Origin of the sequence: Microcystis sp. M144S2, from assembly GCF_020246065.1 — a bacterium.
GTDB classification, from domain to species: Bacteria; Cyanobacteriota; Cyanobacteriia; order Cyanobacteriales; family Microcystaceae; genus Microcystis; species Microcystis ichthyoblabe_A.
Map to the genome: position 1 here is coordinate 1 of NZ_JADBTR010000067.1, position 14,367 is coordinate 14,367.

The 14,367-nt window shown below is 43.3% G+C and carries 15 protein-coding genes and 1 tRNA gene; 6 read left to right on the plus strand and 10 right to left on the minus strand.

The window, feature by feature from the left end:
* The first annotated feature begins 231 nt into the window (after positions 1–231).
* Positions 232–1,209: an alpha/beta fold hydrolase gene (locus tag IM462_RS09070; protein ID WP_287702192.1), complete on the plus strand. Its 978-nt coding sequence runs from the start codon at positions 232–234 to the stop codon at positions 1,207–1,209.
* A gap of 429 nt (positions 1,210–1,638) precedes the next feature.
* Here the strand turns inward: IM462_RS09070 and IM462_RS09075 are convergent, their stop codons facing one another.
* Positions 1,639–2,283, minus strand: coding sequence for a hypothetical protein (locus IM462_RS09075; RefSeq protein WP_287702194.1), 645 nt, complete (start codon positions 2,281–2,283; stop codon positions 1,639–1,641).
* Between the two features lie 102 nt (positions 2,284–2,385).
* On the opposite strand from IM462_RS09075, the gene mnmA reads away from it, so the two are divergent.
* Positions 2,386–3,444 carry a tRNA 2-thiouridine(34) synthase MnmA gene (mnmA, locus tag IM462_RS09080; protein ID WP_287702196.1) on the plus strand — a complete coding sequence of 353 codons (1,059 nt, stop codon included), beginning with the start codon at positions 2,386–2,388 and terminating at the stop codon, positions 3,442–3,444.
* Between the two features lie 89 nt (positions 3,445–3,533).
* On the opposite strand, the gene IM462_RS09085 is transcribed toward mnmA, so the two are convergent.
* The 6 genes from IM462_RS09085 to ndhL form a co-directional block, all read right to left on the minus strand.
* On the minus strand, positions 3,534–4,286 hold the full coding sequence (locus IM462_RS09085; RefSeq protein ID WP_045359953.1) for a phycobilisome rod-core linker polypeptide: 753 nt from the start codon (positions 4,284–4,286) through the stop codon (positions 3,534–3,536).
* 209 nt (positions 4,287–4,495) lie between these two features.
* Positions 4,496–5,077: a phycobiliprotein lyase gene (locus IM462_RS09090; protein ID WP_287702198.1), complete on the minus strand. Its 582-nt coding sequence runs from the start codon at positions 5,075–5,077 to the stop codon at positions 4,496–4,498.
* Positions 5,078–5,152: 75 nt separating this feature from the next.
* Complete coding sequence (locus IM462_RS09095; protein WP_287702200.1) at positions 5,153–6,076, minus strand: restriction endonuclease; 924 nt, start codon at positions 6,074–6,076, stop codon at positions 5,153–5,155.
* Positions 6,077–6,319: 243 nt separating this feature from the next.
* Positions 6,320–6,748 carry an ATP-dependent zinc protease family protein gene (locus IM462_RS09100; protein WP_287702202.1) on the minus strand — a complete coding sequence of 143 codons (429 nt, stop codon included), beginning with the start codon at positions 6,746–6,748 and terminating at the stop codon, positions 6,320–6,322.
* A 4-nt stretch (positions 6,749–6,752) separates the two neighbouring features.
* The gene (locus IM462_RS09105) at positions 6,753–7,058 is read right to left on the minus strand and encodes a DUF3007 family protein (RefSeq protein ID WP_002783731.1); all 306 of its coding nucleotides are present in this window, start codon (positions 7,056–7,058) and stop codon (positions 6,753–6,755) included.
* Positions 7,059–7,078: 20 nt separating this feature from the next.
* Positions 7,079–7,318, minus strand: a complete 240-nt coding sequence (gene ndhL, locus IM462_RS09110) for an NAD(P)H-quinone oxidoreductase subunit L (RefSeq protein ID WP_002732218.1) — start codon at positions 7,316–7,318, stop codon at positions 7,079–7,081.
* Between the two features lie 172 nt (positions 7,319–7,490).
* Between ndhL and IM462_RS09115 the strand changes: the two genes are divergently transcribed.
* A tRNA-Leu gene (locus tag IM462_RS09115) sits at positions 7,491–7,576 on the plus strand.
* Positions 7,577–7,663: 87 nt separating this feature from the next.
* Here the strand turns inward: IM462_RS09115 and IM462_RS09120 are convergent.
* On the minus strand, positions 7,664–8,302 hold the full coding sequence (locus IM462_RS09120; RefSeq protein ID WP_287702204.1) for an HAD-IA family hydrolase: 639 nt from the start codon (positions 8,300–8,302) through the stop codon (positions 7,664–7,666).
* Positions 8,292–9,239: a tRNA epoxyqueuosine(34) reductase QueG gene (gene queG / locus IM462_RS09125; RefSeq protein WP_287702207.1), complete on the minus strand. Its 948-nt coding sequence runs from the start codon at positions 9,237–9,239 to the stop codon at positions 8,292–8,294. Before queG ends, IM462_RS09120 begins: the two co-directional genes overlap by 11 nt.
* A 346-nt stretch (positions 9,240–9,585) precedes the next feature.
* On the opposite strand from queG, the gene IM462_RS09130 reads away from it, so the two are divergent.
* The 3 genes from IM462_RS09130 to tatA all read left to right on the plus strand — a co-directional run bounded on the left by IM462_RS09130 (position 9,586) and on the right by tatA (position 12,530).
* Complete coding sequence (locus tag IM462_RS09130) at positions 9,586–10,284, plus strand: DUF3782 domain-containing protein (protein ID WP_287702209.1); 699 nt, start codon at positions 9,586–9,588, stop codon at positions 10,282–10,284.
* Between the two features lie 540 nt (positions 10,285–10,824).
* Positions 10,825–12,255: a dihydrolipoyl dehydrogenase gene (gene lpdA, locus IM462_RS09135; protein WP_287702211.1), complete on the plus strand. Its 1,431-nt coding sequence runs from the start codon at positions 10,825–10,827 to the stop codon at positions 12,253–12,255.
* Positions 12,256–12,353: 98 nt separating this feature from the next.
* Complete coding sequence (gene tatA / locus IM462_RS09140) at positions 12,354–12,530, plus strand: twin-arginine translocase TatA/TatE family subunit (protein WP_002733416.1); 177 nt, start codon at positions 12,354–12,356, stop codon at positions 12,528–12,530.
* 211 nt (positions 12,531–12,741) lie between these two features.
* Here the strand turns inward: tatA and IM462_RS09145 are convergent, their stop codons facing one another.
* Positions 12,742–14,142 (minus strand): TldD/PmbA family protein, encoded by a 1,401-nt coding sequence (locus IM462_RS09145; protein ID WP_287702213.1) that lies wholly within the window; start codon positions 14,140–14,142, stop codon positions 12,742–12,744.
* Between the last annotated feature and the right edge of the window lie 225 nt (positions 14,143–14,367).

The following is a 14,367-nucleotide window of genomic DNA, read 5'->3' on the forward strand; positions in this document are numbered from 1 at the left end:
GTCAGTAAGGGTGTCAACAAGGAATATTACAAATTGTTAACCGAGTCTTGAAAGCCTTGTGCTACAAAGGTTTGAAATGTTAAGAAAGATGTGACTAAAGGACAGCTTATCAAGGGGGGCAGGGGGGATCGAACCTAAAATTCATTTTTAATTTAATTATAACCAGCTACTTAATCATTCTTAATTCTCCAGCAACCAAGAGAATTTTTTATTTTTACAAGAGGTGTAGTTATGTCTTTATCAATTCGAGTAATTATCCTAGTAGCGACGACAGTTTATCAGACGTTATCTGTTTGGTTAGAAGAACAAAAAGCACCGCCGGGTCATTTGATTAATCTGGGTAAATATCGCCTACATTTTTGTCTAGCGGGATCGGCTAGTCCCACTATTATTATTGACCATAGTTTAGGGGGAATTGAGGGATATTTTTTGATAGAAGAATTGTCAAAATTAGCTAGGGTTTGTATTTATGATCGAGCGGGTTATGGTTGGAGCGATTCTAGTCCCTATCCGCGAACTAGCTACCAAATTGTTCAGGAATTAGATCAATTACTAACCCAAGCAAAAATAGAACCACCTTATATTTTAGTTGGGGATTCTTTTGGCAGTTATAATGTTCGACTATATGCTCATCTGTTCCCAGAAAAAGTAGTAGGTTTGGTACTCACCGATGGTTTACACGAGCAGGGAATGCTGAAAATGTCGCCAGCATTAAAGGCATTAAAATTATTTTTTATCTCGGGATTCTTGATGTCGATTATCGGCTCAATTTTAGGCATTATCCGAGTTCTGAAAGTTCTGGGAGTTTTTGAATTATTAAAACCAGAATTGCGTCGCTTTTCCCCAGATTCTTGTCATCGAGTTAAGCGTTCTTTCTGTCGCGCTAAACACTGGATGACGATGAGTAGAGAAATGCTTAATCTCGACCAAAGCGCTCGTCAGCTGAGTGAGGCTAAAAATTTCGGTAATTTACCCATAGTTAGTATTAAAGCTAATTCTTTTTTTAAACCTTCCCTTTGGACTCGGTTTATTCCCCTTAAAAGTGCCAACCAACTCCGGGAGGAGATGCACCTAGAATTAGGCAAATTATCCAGAGATTTTCTGCAAATACAAGCAGATAAAAGTGGTCATTTTGTCTGGATGGATCAACCAGATGTGATGATCGATGCGGTCAGAATTTTGCTTGACAAAATTAACTCTGTGTGCTAAGTAATAGGGTAAAATTAACTTCCTAGTTAGGATAGGCAAGAGGCAACAGGCAAGAGATAGTTAGATAAGTAGGTAGGCGTTAAAAATTATCAGACACCACCCTTATCAAGGGTAGGGTTGATTCATGAATCAACCCTACCTTATCAAGGGGAGCAGGGGGGATCGAACCTAAAATCCATTTTTAATTTAATTATAACCAGCTACTTATGTGTAATTAATTGTGTCTAGCTACTTAAGAACTTGCCCTCAAAATTAATTTTTGATAATTTTAATTAATATTGTGTCTCCCCACTCTCCTATACCTTTTAAACAGGATTTAGTATTACAAGCGGTTTTATTAACCCGCAGCAGGGCAAGGGTTAAGGAGAATTAGGGATAATTCCCAGACCTAAACCCGGATTATTATTAATATTTTCAACCCTAACTTTACTAATTATTGAGGGTAATAATCTGGGCGCTAAAACCCTGTCTAGTTAACTCTTGTACCCGTTGTTTAGCTTGGTATTGTTGCTGAAATAACCCCACTTGAATAACATTTTCTCCCGCGCGGATAAATGCGAGGGGTTCAATTTCTTGAATTTTTGCCAACGCTTCTGTACTATTACTCTGAACTTCAACGCGAAAGAGTTGATTAGTTGCAATAACCCGCTGCTGTGGTGGGGGAGAAGGGGGTTTATTGGCGCGATTTTGCGGTCTGGGTGCTGGTGGATTGAGAGTTTGACGATTATTATTATTAATCACCGTAGCATTGGCAGGACGCACGGGAGCGGGGGCTTGAAAAAGGTATTCTCTCAGGGGTTGATTACCGGAAACTGGGTCCGCCACCGGGGAGCGAACTGATGGAGAATTAACTGGGGGTAAATTTAAGGGTGAACATTGGGAACAATTAGCACCACTGGGACTGTCTGAACGTTTAGTTGGTTGTCTCACCGCTGGTGGTGGGGGTAAACGACGACCGGGATAAACATTCTGGGCAAAAGATAAGTCTGCTTTTAGCAGTAGCGTTCCTTGAGCGATTATCCCGACTTTTAACCAAAATAAAGCCGAGAAAAACAGTAGGTTTGTTCTCATCATACTGGTTTGTCCTCACACGAAATTTGGGTACACCATGTCCAAATTTTAAAGTAGGAGATGCTAGTCTAGAAAGTATATTGGTTAAAAATCATTACAAGATTTATGGGAAAAGTTGTTGTCGGTCTATCGGGGGGAGTAGATAGCTCTGTCGCCGCTGCCGCCTTACACGCTCAAGGTTATGATGTTATTGGCCTGACCCTGTGGTTAATGAAGGGTAAAGGTCAATGCTGCTCCGAGGGGATGGTAGATGCGGCCTTTATTTGTGAGCAGTTGGGGGTTCCCCATCATATCGTCGATAGTCGCGAGCTTTTCCAAAAAGAAATTATTGATTATCTGGTTTCTGGTTACGAAGCGGGAATCACACCGCTGCCCTGTTCTCAGTGCAATAAAGCGGTAAAATTTGGGCCGATGTTGCATTATGCTAGGGAAACCTTAGAAGCGGATACTATTGCCACCGGTCACTACGCTAGAATTCGTTTTTCTCCTGAAAATAACCGTTATCAACTGCTGCGCGCCGTCGATAAAAATAAAGATCAATCCTATTTTCTCTATGATCTAACTCAAGATGTACTGCGTGGGACTTTATTTCCCTTGGGAGAACAAACCAAGGCAGAAACCCGCAGGATTGCCCAGGAATTCGGTTTAAAAACAGCAGATAAACCCGATAGTCAGGATTTATGCTTGATTGAAGCTCACGGAACTATGCGATCGTTCTTGGATAAGTATATCGCGGTTAGTGAGGGCGATATCGTCGATCTCGATGGCAAAGTTTTGGGTAAACATAGCGGTATCCATCATTATACGATCGGACAACGCAAAGGCATCGGCATCGCCGCCGCTGAACCCCTCTATGTGGTCAAACTGGATCCCGTCATGAATCGGGTTATCGTCGGTAATCGCGAAAGTGCCGTTAGTACCGATTGTCTTGTCGGACGCATGAACTGGGTTTCTATTGCTGAACCCACCACCCCTATCCGCGCGCAAGTACAGGTCCGTTATCGTTCTCCGGCCGTTCCCGTCAATGTTATTCCCCTGGAAAATAATCAAGTGAAGCTGGTTTTCGATGAACCACAATTTAGCATCACCCCGGGCCAAGCAGCCGTGATTTATGAAGGGGAGATTGTCCTCGGTGGGGGGATTATCTCAGGAGCCACCCCATAGGGAGAGCCACCAATTCACAGAATAACCTGATTATGGTTCGGGGGTCATTCTGCCAATTAGGGACTCTCCCCGGCAGGTTGAGCTAAAAATTAACGACGGGGTACAGAAGCCTCGATGTTAATATTCATAGCGGAGACTCTTGGTACAGGATTGCCTTTGGCGCTACCGAGACCCCGGGCCATAGCCAAGAAGCTGGAAGGATCGCCGGCTTTGGGTTTTTGCTCTTGGGGAACATAGCGACGGACAGCATTCTGCCAAACGATTTGGGGGAAGCCCAAAATACCACGATAGTAGCCATCGTAGCGAGGCGAGGTGATGTTGAATGGACGTTCACCGATTTCGCGGCTGGCCAGGGTGCGACGACGTTGGTAGGGAACGGTATCATAACCAAAGCTTTGCAGATACTCGTCACTGTTGAGAAGTTGATCGACAAAACCTTGAATGCCTTTGGTGGCAACGACAATCGACCAAGCAATTTTTTCTCTTTCGCTATAGACATCGCGACCGAGGACTCTTTGTACTACCTGTTCGACAAAGCGATAGTTGCTGTTTTTCTCGTAGAAGCTGTTATAGAAGGTTTTCGATAACAGTAAACCACGAATGAAATCCCGCACGGATAATTGTCCATTGCGTAATTGGGATTCGAGGAAGGGTTCCCGATCCCATTTGAAGGCATGGAAGAAAATCTGACGGTAAGCGGCTTCGATTAAATCGTCCAGGTCGCTAGGGGAGAGGACATTTTCTGTCGTGTAAACTCTCGGTTTTTCGTCTCCACCGACATCATAACCAGCTACCCGCACGTTTTGGGACTTGGGGGCGTAATTTAAAAGAGGAATGGCCAAGGGTAAACCTCCGTATCCTTAGAAATGCTTAAAAAACTTTCCTCCTAATGATAAGGGAGTAGGTGCCAACTAGAAAAGAAATATTAAAAATTCTTACAATTGTTAAGAAAACTTGCTTACCATCCGGGGTGTTGGGGAGCGCCTGAGCAGGGAGATGGCAGAAAAAAACTGATAACTGATCACTGATAACTGATCACTGATAACTGAATTTACCAGCCACTAATCGAATAGGATGATGGTTCGGGGGAATCACTAGAGACTGACTCCGATGACTGATTGCGGGATTCAGCACAAAAAGTGGCCGTATTAAAACCGCCAAAACGTTGAACTGTGCTAGTGCGGAGACGTAAATCGGCATCGGCAAACCAAAAACGCTCGATCGAGGTCATAGTTTCGTATTCTGTAATTAAGACTAAACCTTCCTGTTCATCAATGTGATAACGGCCCGCCACGGGAATGATTTCCGCATAACCTCGCTCCCGCAGGAGAACACCCGCTTGGGGATTATCTTCGTCGGGAATTAGCGCAAAAACGGTGGTTCCTTGATGATTTTCGTTTTCTTTGTCCCACTGCATCGAACCATCCCAACTGACAAAGGCACCCCCCACCGCCTTGGCGGGATCGACTTCGTGCATTTCACAGATAGCGATAATTTTCGGGTTATCGGCACCTAAAGCTTCCACATAAATCTCGGAATCGCCGGTTTCTGAGCGTCGAAAGGGTAAATGATGGGTAGTGCGCTGAGATTTCCACTGTCCCGCACTTTTCTGAAAAAAGGTCATCCCGTCCATAGTTTTTATCCTCTATTTTTCCCATCTATTTTAACGCCATGGCCGTTTTCTGTAACCCTTGTCCTCCTGTCTCTCTCATTCATCCCCAAAATAATCATGATCAATTCTCTTGATTTCATAGATTTTTTGGGTCGATACACCTAAATTATAATCAATCATCAATTGACCTAATTCTTCCCCATCAATCAGCACTATTTTTATCTCATTTCTAGGGGCATATTCTAAAGCCTCTTTGGTAAAATAGGAAGTGGTGATGAAAATACCTTTTTTGGCTCCTTGTCCCGCTAATGCCCCGACAAATTTCTGGATTTCTGGACGACCAACGGCATTATTATCAGCCCATCTTTTGGCCTGAATATAGATTATATCTAAACCGAGTCTATCTTCTTTTATTATTCCATCAATCCCTTGATCACCGCTCTTACCTACCGCTTTACTGGCATCTCTAATCGAGCCACCATAACCCATTTTTACCAGTAATTCTACTACTAATTTTTCAAAAGCATCTGGGGATAATTTTCGCAGAATAAAAAGTAAGTCTGTTGCTAATGCTTGACGAATTTCTTGATAGAATTTTTCTAGTAATTCATCTGGTGTTTGTTCTTCTTCGTTTGATTTACGATGATCGTCAACGGAAATATTGTCATCTTGTTTTTTAACTCTAGTAAATTCTTGAAATTCGGGAAACTGTCTGAGAAATTTGGTATCAATTCGAGCAGGATTTTGAGATAAGATTTCTTTTCCTTTCTCAGAAATTACAAAAGTTGCCCTTTGGGGTGAGTCAATTAATCCCGCTTTCTTTAAATAGGTTTTTGCCCAACCGACTCGATTAGCAAAAATTTCTTGTTGTCCACTGGGAAGCATTTCTTTTCTTTCCGCTTCCGTGACTTGAAACTCTCTGACCAAGGCTTCAAAAATTTCTCGATATTTATAAATTTTGCCATCTGCAAGTATTTTTAGTAGAGGCAACATAATCGATTGAAAATCGGGAATAGGCATAGTTCAGATGAAAAGCGGGGCAGTCATTCCAATTATACAGCAACAAGCTCCAAGAATTTAGATAGATAATAATACCAAATCTGTTTTTAATAGTGCGATTAACTCCCAGTCGAACTTTAAAAACCCACTCCCTACTCCCCTAATTCCCCACTTCTCAGGAGAGCCTTTTTAGTAAACAGTAAACAGTAAACAGTGAACTGAAAACTCACATCTGATAACTGATAATTGATAACTGAATATAACTTAACTCAGTAAAAAAGACTTATTCGGATGGACAAGAAAGCCTTTTTTCAGGGCCTCTCGTCCTAATAACATCCGAAAACCCATGACATCGCGATTAGTCAAGGTTAATTCGATCGGCCATTGACGACCGCCAAGTAATACACTTGTTCTGATAACAGGACGTAGTTGACTTTGACCACCGGAATTTTTTACCTGTCGCCATTCGAGGATTTCTGCGGTGGTGGTGACAGTGTGGTGACTATCTTTTTGGTAGGGATGAACTTGAAAGCGCAGCCAATTGCGATCGCCATCTCGAAAAGGATGCAGATCAAAAGCGTGTAGGGCCGAGGAGCGAGCGCCTGTATCAATCTTGGCCTTTATTTTGGTAATGCCTAAATCAGGTAAATCCAGCCATTCTCGCCAACCGATGATGATTTTATCGGGTTTCATCCGTCTATTTAGTTTTTTCTTCTTCAATCTCCCGCTGCATTTGGGCGATTTCTTCGGGAGTCATCGCTTCCAGGCGTTTTTTAAAGACGGCATCTTCGTAATCCTTGCGCTGTTTGCCGTAGGTCATATTATCGGTGGCAACTCGAAACAGATAGGTAAAAATCCAACCGATGACACCACCTACCAACACCGCTTGACTCCAAATTCCCGCCGAAGCACTATCTAAACCGGTTTTTTGCAGGACAATGTAGAGGATGCCGCCCATAGCAAACATCCCTATACCGATCCCGATGACATCAATGCGTCTCATGGGTTTTTTGGGTTAATAACTTAAGCTTTTAGGGTACGACGTTGGGGACGGAAGTTAAGGAAAGGACTTAACAACAGCATCCCGGGGAAGAAAAAGCTCATCAGAAAGTACATAAACCCTCTTTCCCAAGAAGAAGCCACATACCAGCGCGTATTGAGGTAGTAGTAGATAACGGCGGGAATTACGAGCAAATACAAGACACTGAGAGATAGGTAGATCAGGGCGATGATAATGGTTTCTTGCGTCAGAATTGATTGCATAAGGATTTATTTTTATCAATGGCTGTCGGTGAACGGCAATTCACCTGCTGATTATTTTACCTTGTCTTTCCCCCTTTGTGGCGATCGAATTGGCGGGCTAAAATAATTTACTGAAAATACTCTTGCTAATTAAATTATTTGTGATATGATAAAAAATTGTCGGTCAAATAACGGGGGCGTGGCGGAATGGTAGACGCTACGGACTTAAAATCCGTTGAGCCTTATAAGCTCGTGAGAGTTCGAGTCTCTCTGCCCCCATCAATCGAAGTCTATATTTAAACTGAGTATTGGGTATTTTAGTACAAATGCCCAAACTGCCTTTCCTTGTCCCCAGAAAAAACTTTTTCAGCTAGACCTATCTAAAATATCCAATAATTCTAGGGGATGATGAATGAGATGATCGGGGTTAAATTGAGTGAGAATTTGAGGGGAATTAAAGCCCCAAGCGACGGCCACCACTTGCACTTGACTTTTTTTGGCAGCAGTAATATCTCTGGTTTCATCGCCGACATAAATCATTTCATCGGGACAGAATTTATTTTGTCGGATCAGGCGATCAAGAATTTTGTGTTTGCCGAATAAAGGCGTTCCCGAACAGATAAAATCAAATAAATTTAAGAGTTGATTATTTGCTAAAAATATGGTGACATTTTCTTTGGTATTAGAAGTTATTATTCCTAATCTATAGCCTCTTTCTTTAAGGGTAAGGAGGCAGTTATCCCAGCCATGGAAGGGTTTCAGACATTCAATTTGTTTATTTAATTCCCGTTTAACTCGATAGAGTAAAAAAGGGATTTTAACGCGGGAAACTTGGGATTGTTTAATAATTTCTTGGGAACTAAGGTTTTTTAGTCTGGCCAAATCTTCCTCGTTGACGGGTTGATAACCAAAATTTTTAGCCAAACGATTGACAATCTCCACGAAAGTATCGTGGGTATCGGCGATAGTACCATCAAAATCGAACACGACTACTTTAATTGTCATCTTGTGCGGGGTTCGGGGAATGAGCTAAATTAGCCTGGGCATTACGTCGCCACTGCTGGGGTTTAATTCGACGTAGGGCTGACGAGATGAAACGACGATCCCACTCCTCTATAGTTAGATTAGCTAATTCATCCAACCTTGGCGAAAGGTTTTCCGGACGAGGTTGAAAATCCTCCACGTCGGTAACTTGGGCAAAACGTTGATTCCAAGGACAGACATCTTGACAGATATCGCAGCCAGCGACCCAACCCTGTAAATTCTTGGCAATTTCTGTAGGCAAAGTTACAGAACGATTTTCAATGGTATGGTAGGCAATACAGCGATTAGCATCCACCACAGAGGGACTAACTATTGCTTGGGTGGGACAGGCGCTTAAACAACGGCTACAGGTGCCACAATGGGCGCTATGGGGTCGATCGGGTTCTAAAGGTAAATTAGTTAATATTTCCCCTAAAAATACCCAACTGCCGTAATTGCGGGTAATTAAGTTACCATTCTTGGCAATCCAGCCGATTCCTGCTCTTTGCGCCCAAACTTTATCCTGTACCGGTCCAGTATCCACATAGTAACGGGTTTGAATTTGCTCCCCCTGACTTTCTAACCATTGACTGAGGGCTTTTAATTTTTTACTTAATACTTTGTGATAATCCCTTCCCCAAGCATAACGGGAAATTTTGCCATGATTTTGCTCTTGACTGTGTTGCTGGGGGGTGTAGTAGTTAAGGGCGAGACAAATTAGCGATCGCACTTCTGGCCAAAGAGTTTTGATATCCTGTCGTTTCGGGTTAGTCATCCAATCCATATCAGCGTGATAACCCCGCTCTAACCAGCTTTTTAGATGGGATGCCGCCGAGTCTTGGCTGTCCACAGAGGCAATACCGACCCCATGGAAGCCCAACTCTAGCGCTTTTTCTTTGATTTGTGTTTCCGTCACCATAGAAATATCTTAAGTCAAGTATTTGTAACAATTATTTACAATGATCAATTTATTGAGCCAAATCCCAGGCTGAAGAGTTAGAAACCATGATCAACGAAGAAACTGTGGTTCCCGTCCCCGCTATATCGTCCTCATACTAAATCCAGTTATTAAAAACTGATTATTTATTCTCCGTTTTGCCTTTTGCATGAGTAGAAAAGGGGTTTCTCCGAGAAACCCCTTTTCTGTGCGTTACTCAACGGATTTAGTATAACTATTGACTTGATCAATTAACACCCGTCCCTAAAATGACTTGTACTTTGCTAGTACAATTATAGTAAAATAAGAAAGATTAAAACAAATAACCATGTCTCAACCGATTACCATCGAAGATATCTATAAACTTTTTGAGAAAACTAACGAAAAGTTTGAACAATCACGCCAAGAATACGATCGCCGGGCTGCCGAAGCCAAGGCCGAAGCCGATCGCCGGGCCGCTGAATACGATCGCCGGGCTGCTGAAGCCAAGGCCGAAGCCGATCGCCGAGATGCTGAATACGATCGCCGGGCTGCTGAAGCCAAGGCCGAAGCCGATCGCCGTTTGGCCGAGCTAGAGAAAACAGTAGCTAATACCAGTCGTGCTGTGGATAGTTTAACCACTCGCTGGGGAAGATTTGTCGAGGAATTAGTCGAACCTGCTGTTATTGGCCTATTTCGTAGCAAAGGTATCGATGTTAAAGAAACCTACAGTCGTGCCAGGGTAAAACGGCAAGGAATAGCCATGGAGATTGACATTTTAGCCGTCGATGAAACCGAGGTAGTTTTAGTAGAATGTAAGTCTCGTTTATCGAAAGATGATGTCAATGAGTTTTTAGAAAAATTAAGTCGATTTAAACAAGCATTTCCCCATTATAAGAACTATCAGGCTTATGGTGCAGTGGCAGGAATAGAAATAGACGAAGGAGTAGATCGTTATGCCTATAAACAGGGTTTATTTGTGATTAAACCATCGGGAGAAACGGTAGAAATCATTAATGATTCTGGTTTCGAGCCTAAATTATGGTAGGAGAAAGATGGGTCTTTCATCTGGCAAAGTATTGGCAGCAGGTTTAATTTTTCCAACCTAAGACTAGACTAACCTATGGATAGGATGCAGAATTAATAAGTAAATGGTTTCAATTAAATTGAAGATAGATTTTGTCTTTGATCCCCCCTGCCCCCCTTGATAAGGGGGGTGCCGATAGGCGGGGGGATCTGACAATTTTTAACACCCACCTACTTATTCATATCTTGATTCAGTAACGCTTTGCCTAATTAATTTTTGAGGATTCAAAAACCGCAAAAATAAGGACTAAATCACCTAAAATCTGTGAATAGAGCATTTAAAATTATCCTGACTACTGACGACCGGCTCCTAACCCCAACAACAATTTTTGATTTTTACCAGAGGTCTAGTAACGACTTGTCCTAAAATTGCCAATAGCCAGTTTCAATGCACAAGAGCCTGATGGCTAAAAACTGGCTCCAGTTTTTGCCCGGGATAGCACAGCTTGATCGCAGTGGATCGTAAAATGGGATAATGCTAACTTTGAGAGTCAGAGAGACTATGAGTGAATTCGACTACGATTTAATTATTATCGGTGCTGGAGTTGGTGGCCACGGGGCAGCCCTACACGCAGTCAAATGTGGGCTAAAAACAGCTATTATCGAAGCCAAAGATATGGGAGGAACCTGTGTCAATCGCGGTTGTATTCCTTCTAAAGCTTTGCTGGCAGCCTCGGGACGAGTGCGGGAATTGGCCGATAGTGACCATCTGAAAAGTCTAGGTATTGCCATCGGTGGCGTTAATTTTGACCGTCCAACAATTGCCGATCATGCTAACAACCTTGTCAGTAAAATTAGAGGCGATCTCACTAATAGTCTTAAACGTCTCAAGGTTGATACTATCCACGGTTGGGGAAAAATCGCCGGCCCGCAAAAAGTTAGCGTCATCGGGGATAGTGGCGAAAAAATCTACACCGCTAAGGATATTATGCTCTGTCCGGGGTCGGTTCCCTTTGTCCCACCGGGGATCGAGATCGATCATAAAACGGTTTTTACCAGTGATGAGGCCGTTAGATTAGAAACTTTACCCAAGTGGATCGCAATTATCGGTAGTGGTTATATCGGTCTGGAATTTTCGGATATATACACCGCTTTGGGTTGTGAAGTGACGATGATCGAAGCTTTAGATAGTCTCATGCCTGGATTTGACCCAGAAATCTCGAAAATCGCCGAAAGAGTTCTGATTAAACCTAGAGATATCGAGACTTATGTGGGAGTTTTGGCAAAAAGTATTAAACCGGGGAATCCTGTGGCCATTGAACTGGTGGACGCAAAAAGCAAAGAAGCGATCGAAATTTTAGAAGTAGATGCTTGTTTAGTCGCTACAGGGAGAATCCCCGCGACAAAGAATCTCGGATTGGAATTTGTCGGGGTAGAACTGGATAAACGCGGTTTTATTGCGGTTAATGACAAAATGCAGGTAATTCAGGACGGTGAACCGGTTCCCCATCTCTGGGCCGTGGGCGATGCTACGGGTAAAATGATGTTAGCTCACGCTGCTTCGGGTCAAGGGGTAATAGCCATTGAAAATATCTGTAATCGCCCAAAAACCATCGATTATCGCAGTATTCCCGCCGCCGCTTTTACCCACCCCGAAATTAGTTATGTGGGTTTAACGGAACCGCAAGCAGAAGCTTTGGGACAGGAAGAAGGGTATAAGGTGGCTTCTGTCAAGACCTATTTTAAGGGAAATTCCAAAGCTTTAGCGGAAGGAGAAACGGAAGGCATCGCTAAAGTCGTTTATCGTCAGGATACGGGGGAATTACTCGGTGTTCATATTATCGGTATCCACGCATCGGATTTAATTCAAGAAGCGGCCAATGCGATCGCTGAACGTAAATCTGTCCATGAACTCGCTTTCCGCATCCACACCCATCCAACTCTCTCAGAAGTCCTCGACGAAGCTTATAAACGCGCAGAAGTGGCAGCATAGAGTCAGTTATCAGTTATCAGTTATCAGTTATCACCGTTAAGTTTCCGACTCCTGAATTCTGACTCCTTTCTCTTTTTTTACTTTTTACTTTCAAGATTATGTTTGGATTAGGTTGGCCAGAAATAGTCATTATTGCTGTAGTTGTTCTCCTGATATTTGGGCCGAAAAAAATACCCGAATTTGGGGCAGCTTTGGGAAAAACTTTACGGGGATTTAAAGAAGAAATCAATCAAGATGAGCAAGAAATTGAAGACAGTGACGAGAAGATGAGATAGACTGCGGCTGTCAGGGCGAAGGCAATTCGCCCCTACAATGAGTTTATCGAACTGCGTGCGCCCAAAAATTGAGATGCCCCCCCTAATTTGTTAAGCTAAAGGTTTTGATGTACTTAGTTTCTAACCTTCTTTTTAGGTAGGAGAATTGCCAGATTCTTTCTTGGAGCCTCTTGCCCTCAGAAGCTGTTTACTGTTTACTGTTGACTGTTCACTAAATATCTGCTTCTCCCCCCACCACCACATCGCGGATACGGAGACTGGGGCCACCGCAGCCGACGGGTAAACCACTTTGACCCCCTTTTCCGCAGCCTCCCGACTCGTCCCAGTAGAAATCATCCCCAATTGCCTCAATATTGGCTAGGGTTTTAAAGACATTACCAGAGAGAGTCACATCTTTAACCGGTTCAGCAATTTCTCCGTCGCGAATCATCCAAGCTTCCCCGGCGCTAAAAGTGAACATTTCGCCGTTAGTCATGCCTCCCTGCCAATTTTGGGCATAAACTCCCGTTTTTATCCCCGAAAATAACTCTTTAACGGGAGTGGTTCCCCGTTCAATCCAAGTGTTGGTCATGCGGACAATGGGCGGATAATGATAATTGAGACAACGAGCGTTACCGGTCGGTTTTTCGCCTAATTTGCCCGCCGTTTCCCGCGAATGCAGTCTTCCCACCAAAACCCCATCTTTAATTAACTGAGTCGTCGTTGCGGGGGTTCCCTCATCGTCATAAAAATAACTGCCCCGATGACCTTCCGGATAGGCCCCGTCAAAGATTTGCAGGTTATCTGGTCCAAAACGTTTGCCCATACTCATCACTTCCAAAAGGTCAGGATTTTCGTATAACATATCTGCCTCGGAAAGGTGGCCAAAAGCCTCATGGACGAACAGACCGGTTAAAATGGGATCGATGACGACGGTGTAGGTATCGCCCTTGACAGGGGGCAAAACTAGGGCTTGTAGGGCCCGTTTAGCCGACCCCTGCACCTGTTCCTCTAAATTGACCAGATCCTCGAAAGCTTTTCGGGATCCTGTGGTTTCCCGGCCCGTTTGTACGCTGTCCCCATCCCTAGCGGTGGCCGAAAAACGCATTTCTAAGTCCGACCATTTTTGTTCGATTAAAGTCCCGTCAGAAGTGCCTAAAAGAATATGTTGACTGCTATCGCTGTAACGGACGGAAGTGGTGGCAATACTGGCATGATGTTGACGCAGTAAGTTATTATAGCGATCGCAGAGGGCTTTTTTATCGGCTAATGGCACTAAACGGGGATCTGTTCCCGTTAAGGGTAATTCACAGGAGATAATTACAGGTTCTACCGGGGCAATCAGGGTTTCTTCTTCCCCAATTAAACGGGCAGCAGCGATCGCATCTTCTAATCGTTCCCGTAAACTGGATAATTGATTAAAGCTGGCAAATCCCCAACCTCCTTTATAACAGGCCCGTACCTGACCACCGATAGCAATACCTTCGCTGAGGGTTTCAACTCGTTCGGAACGCAGTAGAATATTTGTCCCCCGCGCTTCTTCCAGACGAATTGTCAGAAAATCGACGCGGTTTTTATAACGGTTAATCAGTTCACTAATTAGGTTTTTATAATCGTTTAGAGTATCGGTCATGGGAATTAGGAAGTGGGGTGTCGGGTGTGGGGTGTGGGGTGATGGGAGATTTTTTGCTGTGATCAGTAAACAGTAAACAGTAAAGAGTGAACTGATAACTGATAACTGATAACTGATAACTGATAACTGATAACTGATAACTGATAACTGATAACTGATAACTGATAACTGATAACTGATAACTGATAACTGATAACTGATAACTGATAACTGATAACTGATAAC

Excerpts from the sequence above, each read along its gene's own strand:
- IM462_RS09070 (WP_287702192.1), top strand. The coding sequence starts at position 232 with ATGTCTTTATCAATTCGAGTAATTATCCTAGTAGCGACGACAGTTTAT.
- IM462_RS09075 (WP_287702194.1), bottom strand. The coding sequence starts at position 2,283 with ATGATGAGAACAAACCTACTGTTTTTCTCGGCTTTATTTTGGTTAAAA.
- mnmA (WP_287702196.1), top strand. The coding sequence starts at position 2,386 with ATGGGAAAAGTTGTTGTCGGTCTATCGGGGGGAGTAGATAGCTCTGTC.
- IM462_RS09090 (WP_287702198.1), bottom strand. The coding sequence starts at position 5,077 with ATGGACGGGATGACCTTTTTTCAGAAAAGTGCGGGACAGTGGAAATCT.
- IM462_RS09095 (WP_287702200.1), bottom strand. The coding sequence starts at position 6,076 with ATGCCTATTCCCGATTTTCAATCGATTATGTTGCCTCTACTAAAAATA.
- IM462_RS09100 (WP_287702202.1), bottom strand. The coding sequence starts at position 6,748 with ATGAAACCCGATAAAATCATCATCGGTTGGCGAGAATGGCTGGATTTA.
- IM462_RS09105 (WP_002783731.1), bottom strand. The coding sequence starts at position 7,058 with ATGAGACGCATTGATGTCATCGGGATCGGTATAGGGATGTTTGCTATG.
- ndhL (WP_002732218.1), bottom strand. The coding sequence starts at position 7,318 with ATGCAATCAATTCTGACGCAAGAAACCATTATCATCGCCCTGATCTAC.
- IM462_RS09120 (WP_287702204.1), bottom strand. The coding sequence starts at position 8,302 with ATGACAATTAAAGTAGTCGTGTTCGATTTTGATGGTACTATCGCCGAT.
- queG (WP_287702207.1), bottom strand. The coding sequence starts at position 9,239 with ATGGTGACGGAAACACAAATCAAAGAAAAAGCGCTAGAGTTGGGCTTC.
- IM462_RS09130 (WP_287702209.1), top strand. The coding sequence starts at position 9,586 with ATGTCTCAACCGATTACCATCGAAGATATCTATAAACTTTTTGAGAAA.
- lpdA (WP_287702211.1), top strand. The coding sequence starts at position 10,825 with ATGAGTGAATTCGACTACGATTTAATTATTATCGGTGCTGGAGTTGGT.
- tatA (WP_002733416.1), top strand. The coding sequence starts at position 12,354 with ATGTTTGGATTAGGTTGGCCAGAAATAGTCATTATTGCTGTAGTTGTT.
- IM462_RS09145 (WP_287702213.1), bottom strand. The coding sequence starts at position 14,142 with ATGACCGATACTCTAAACGATTATAAAAACCTAATTAGTGAACTGATT.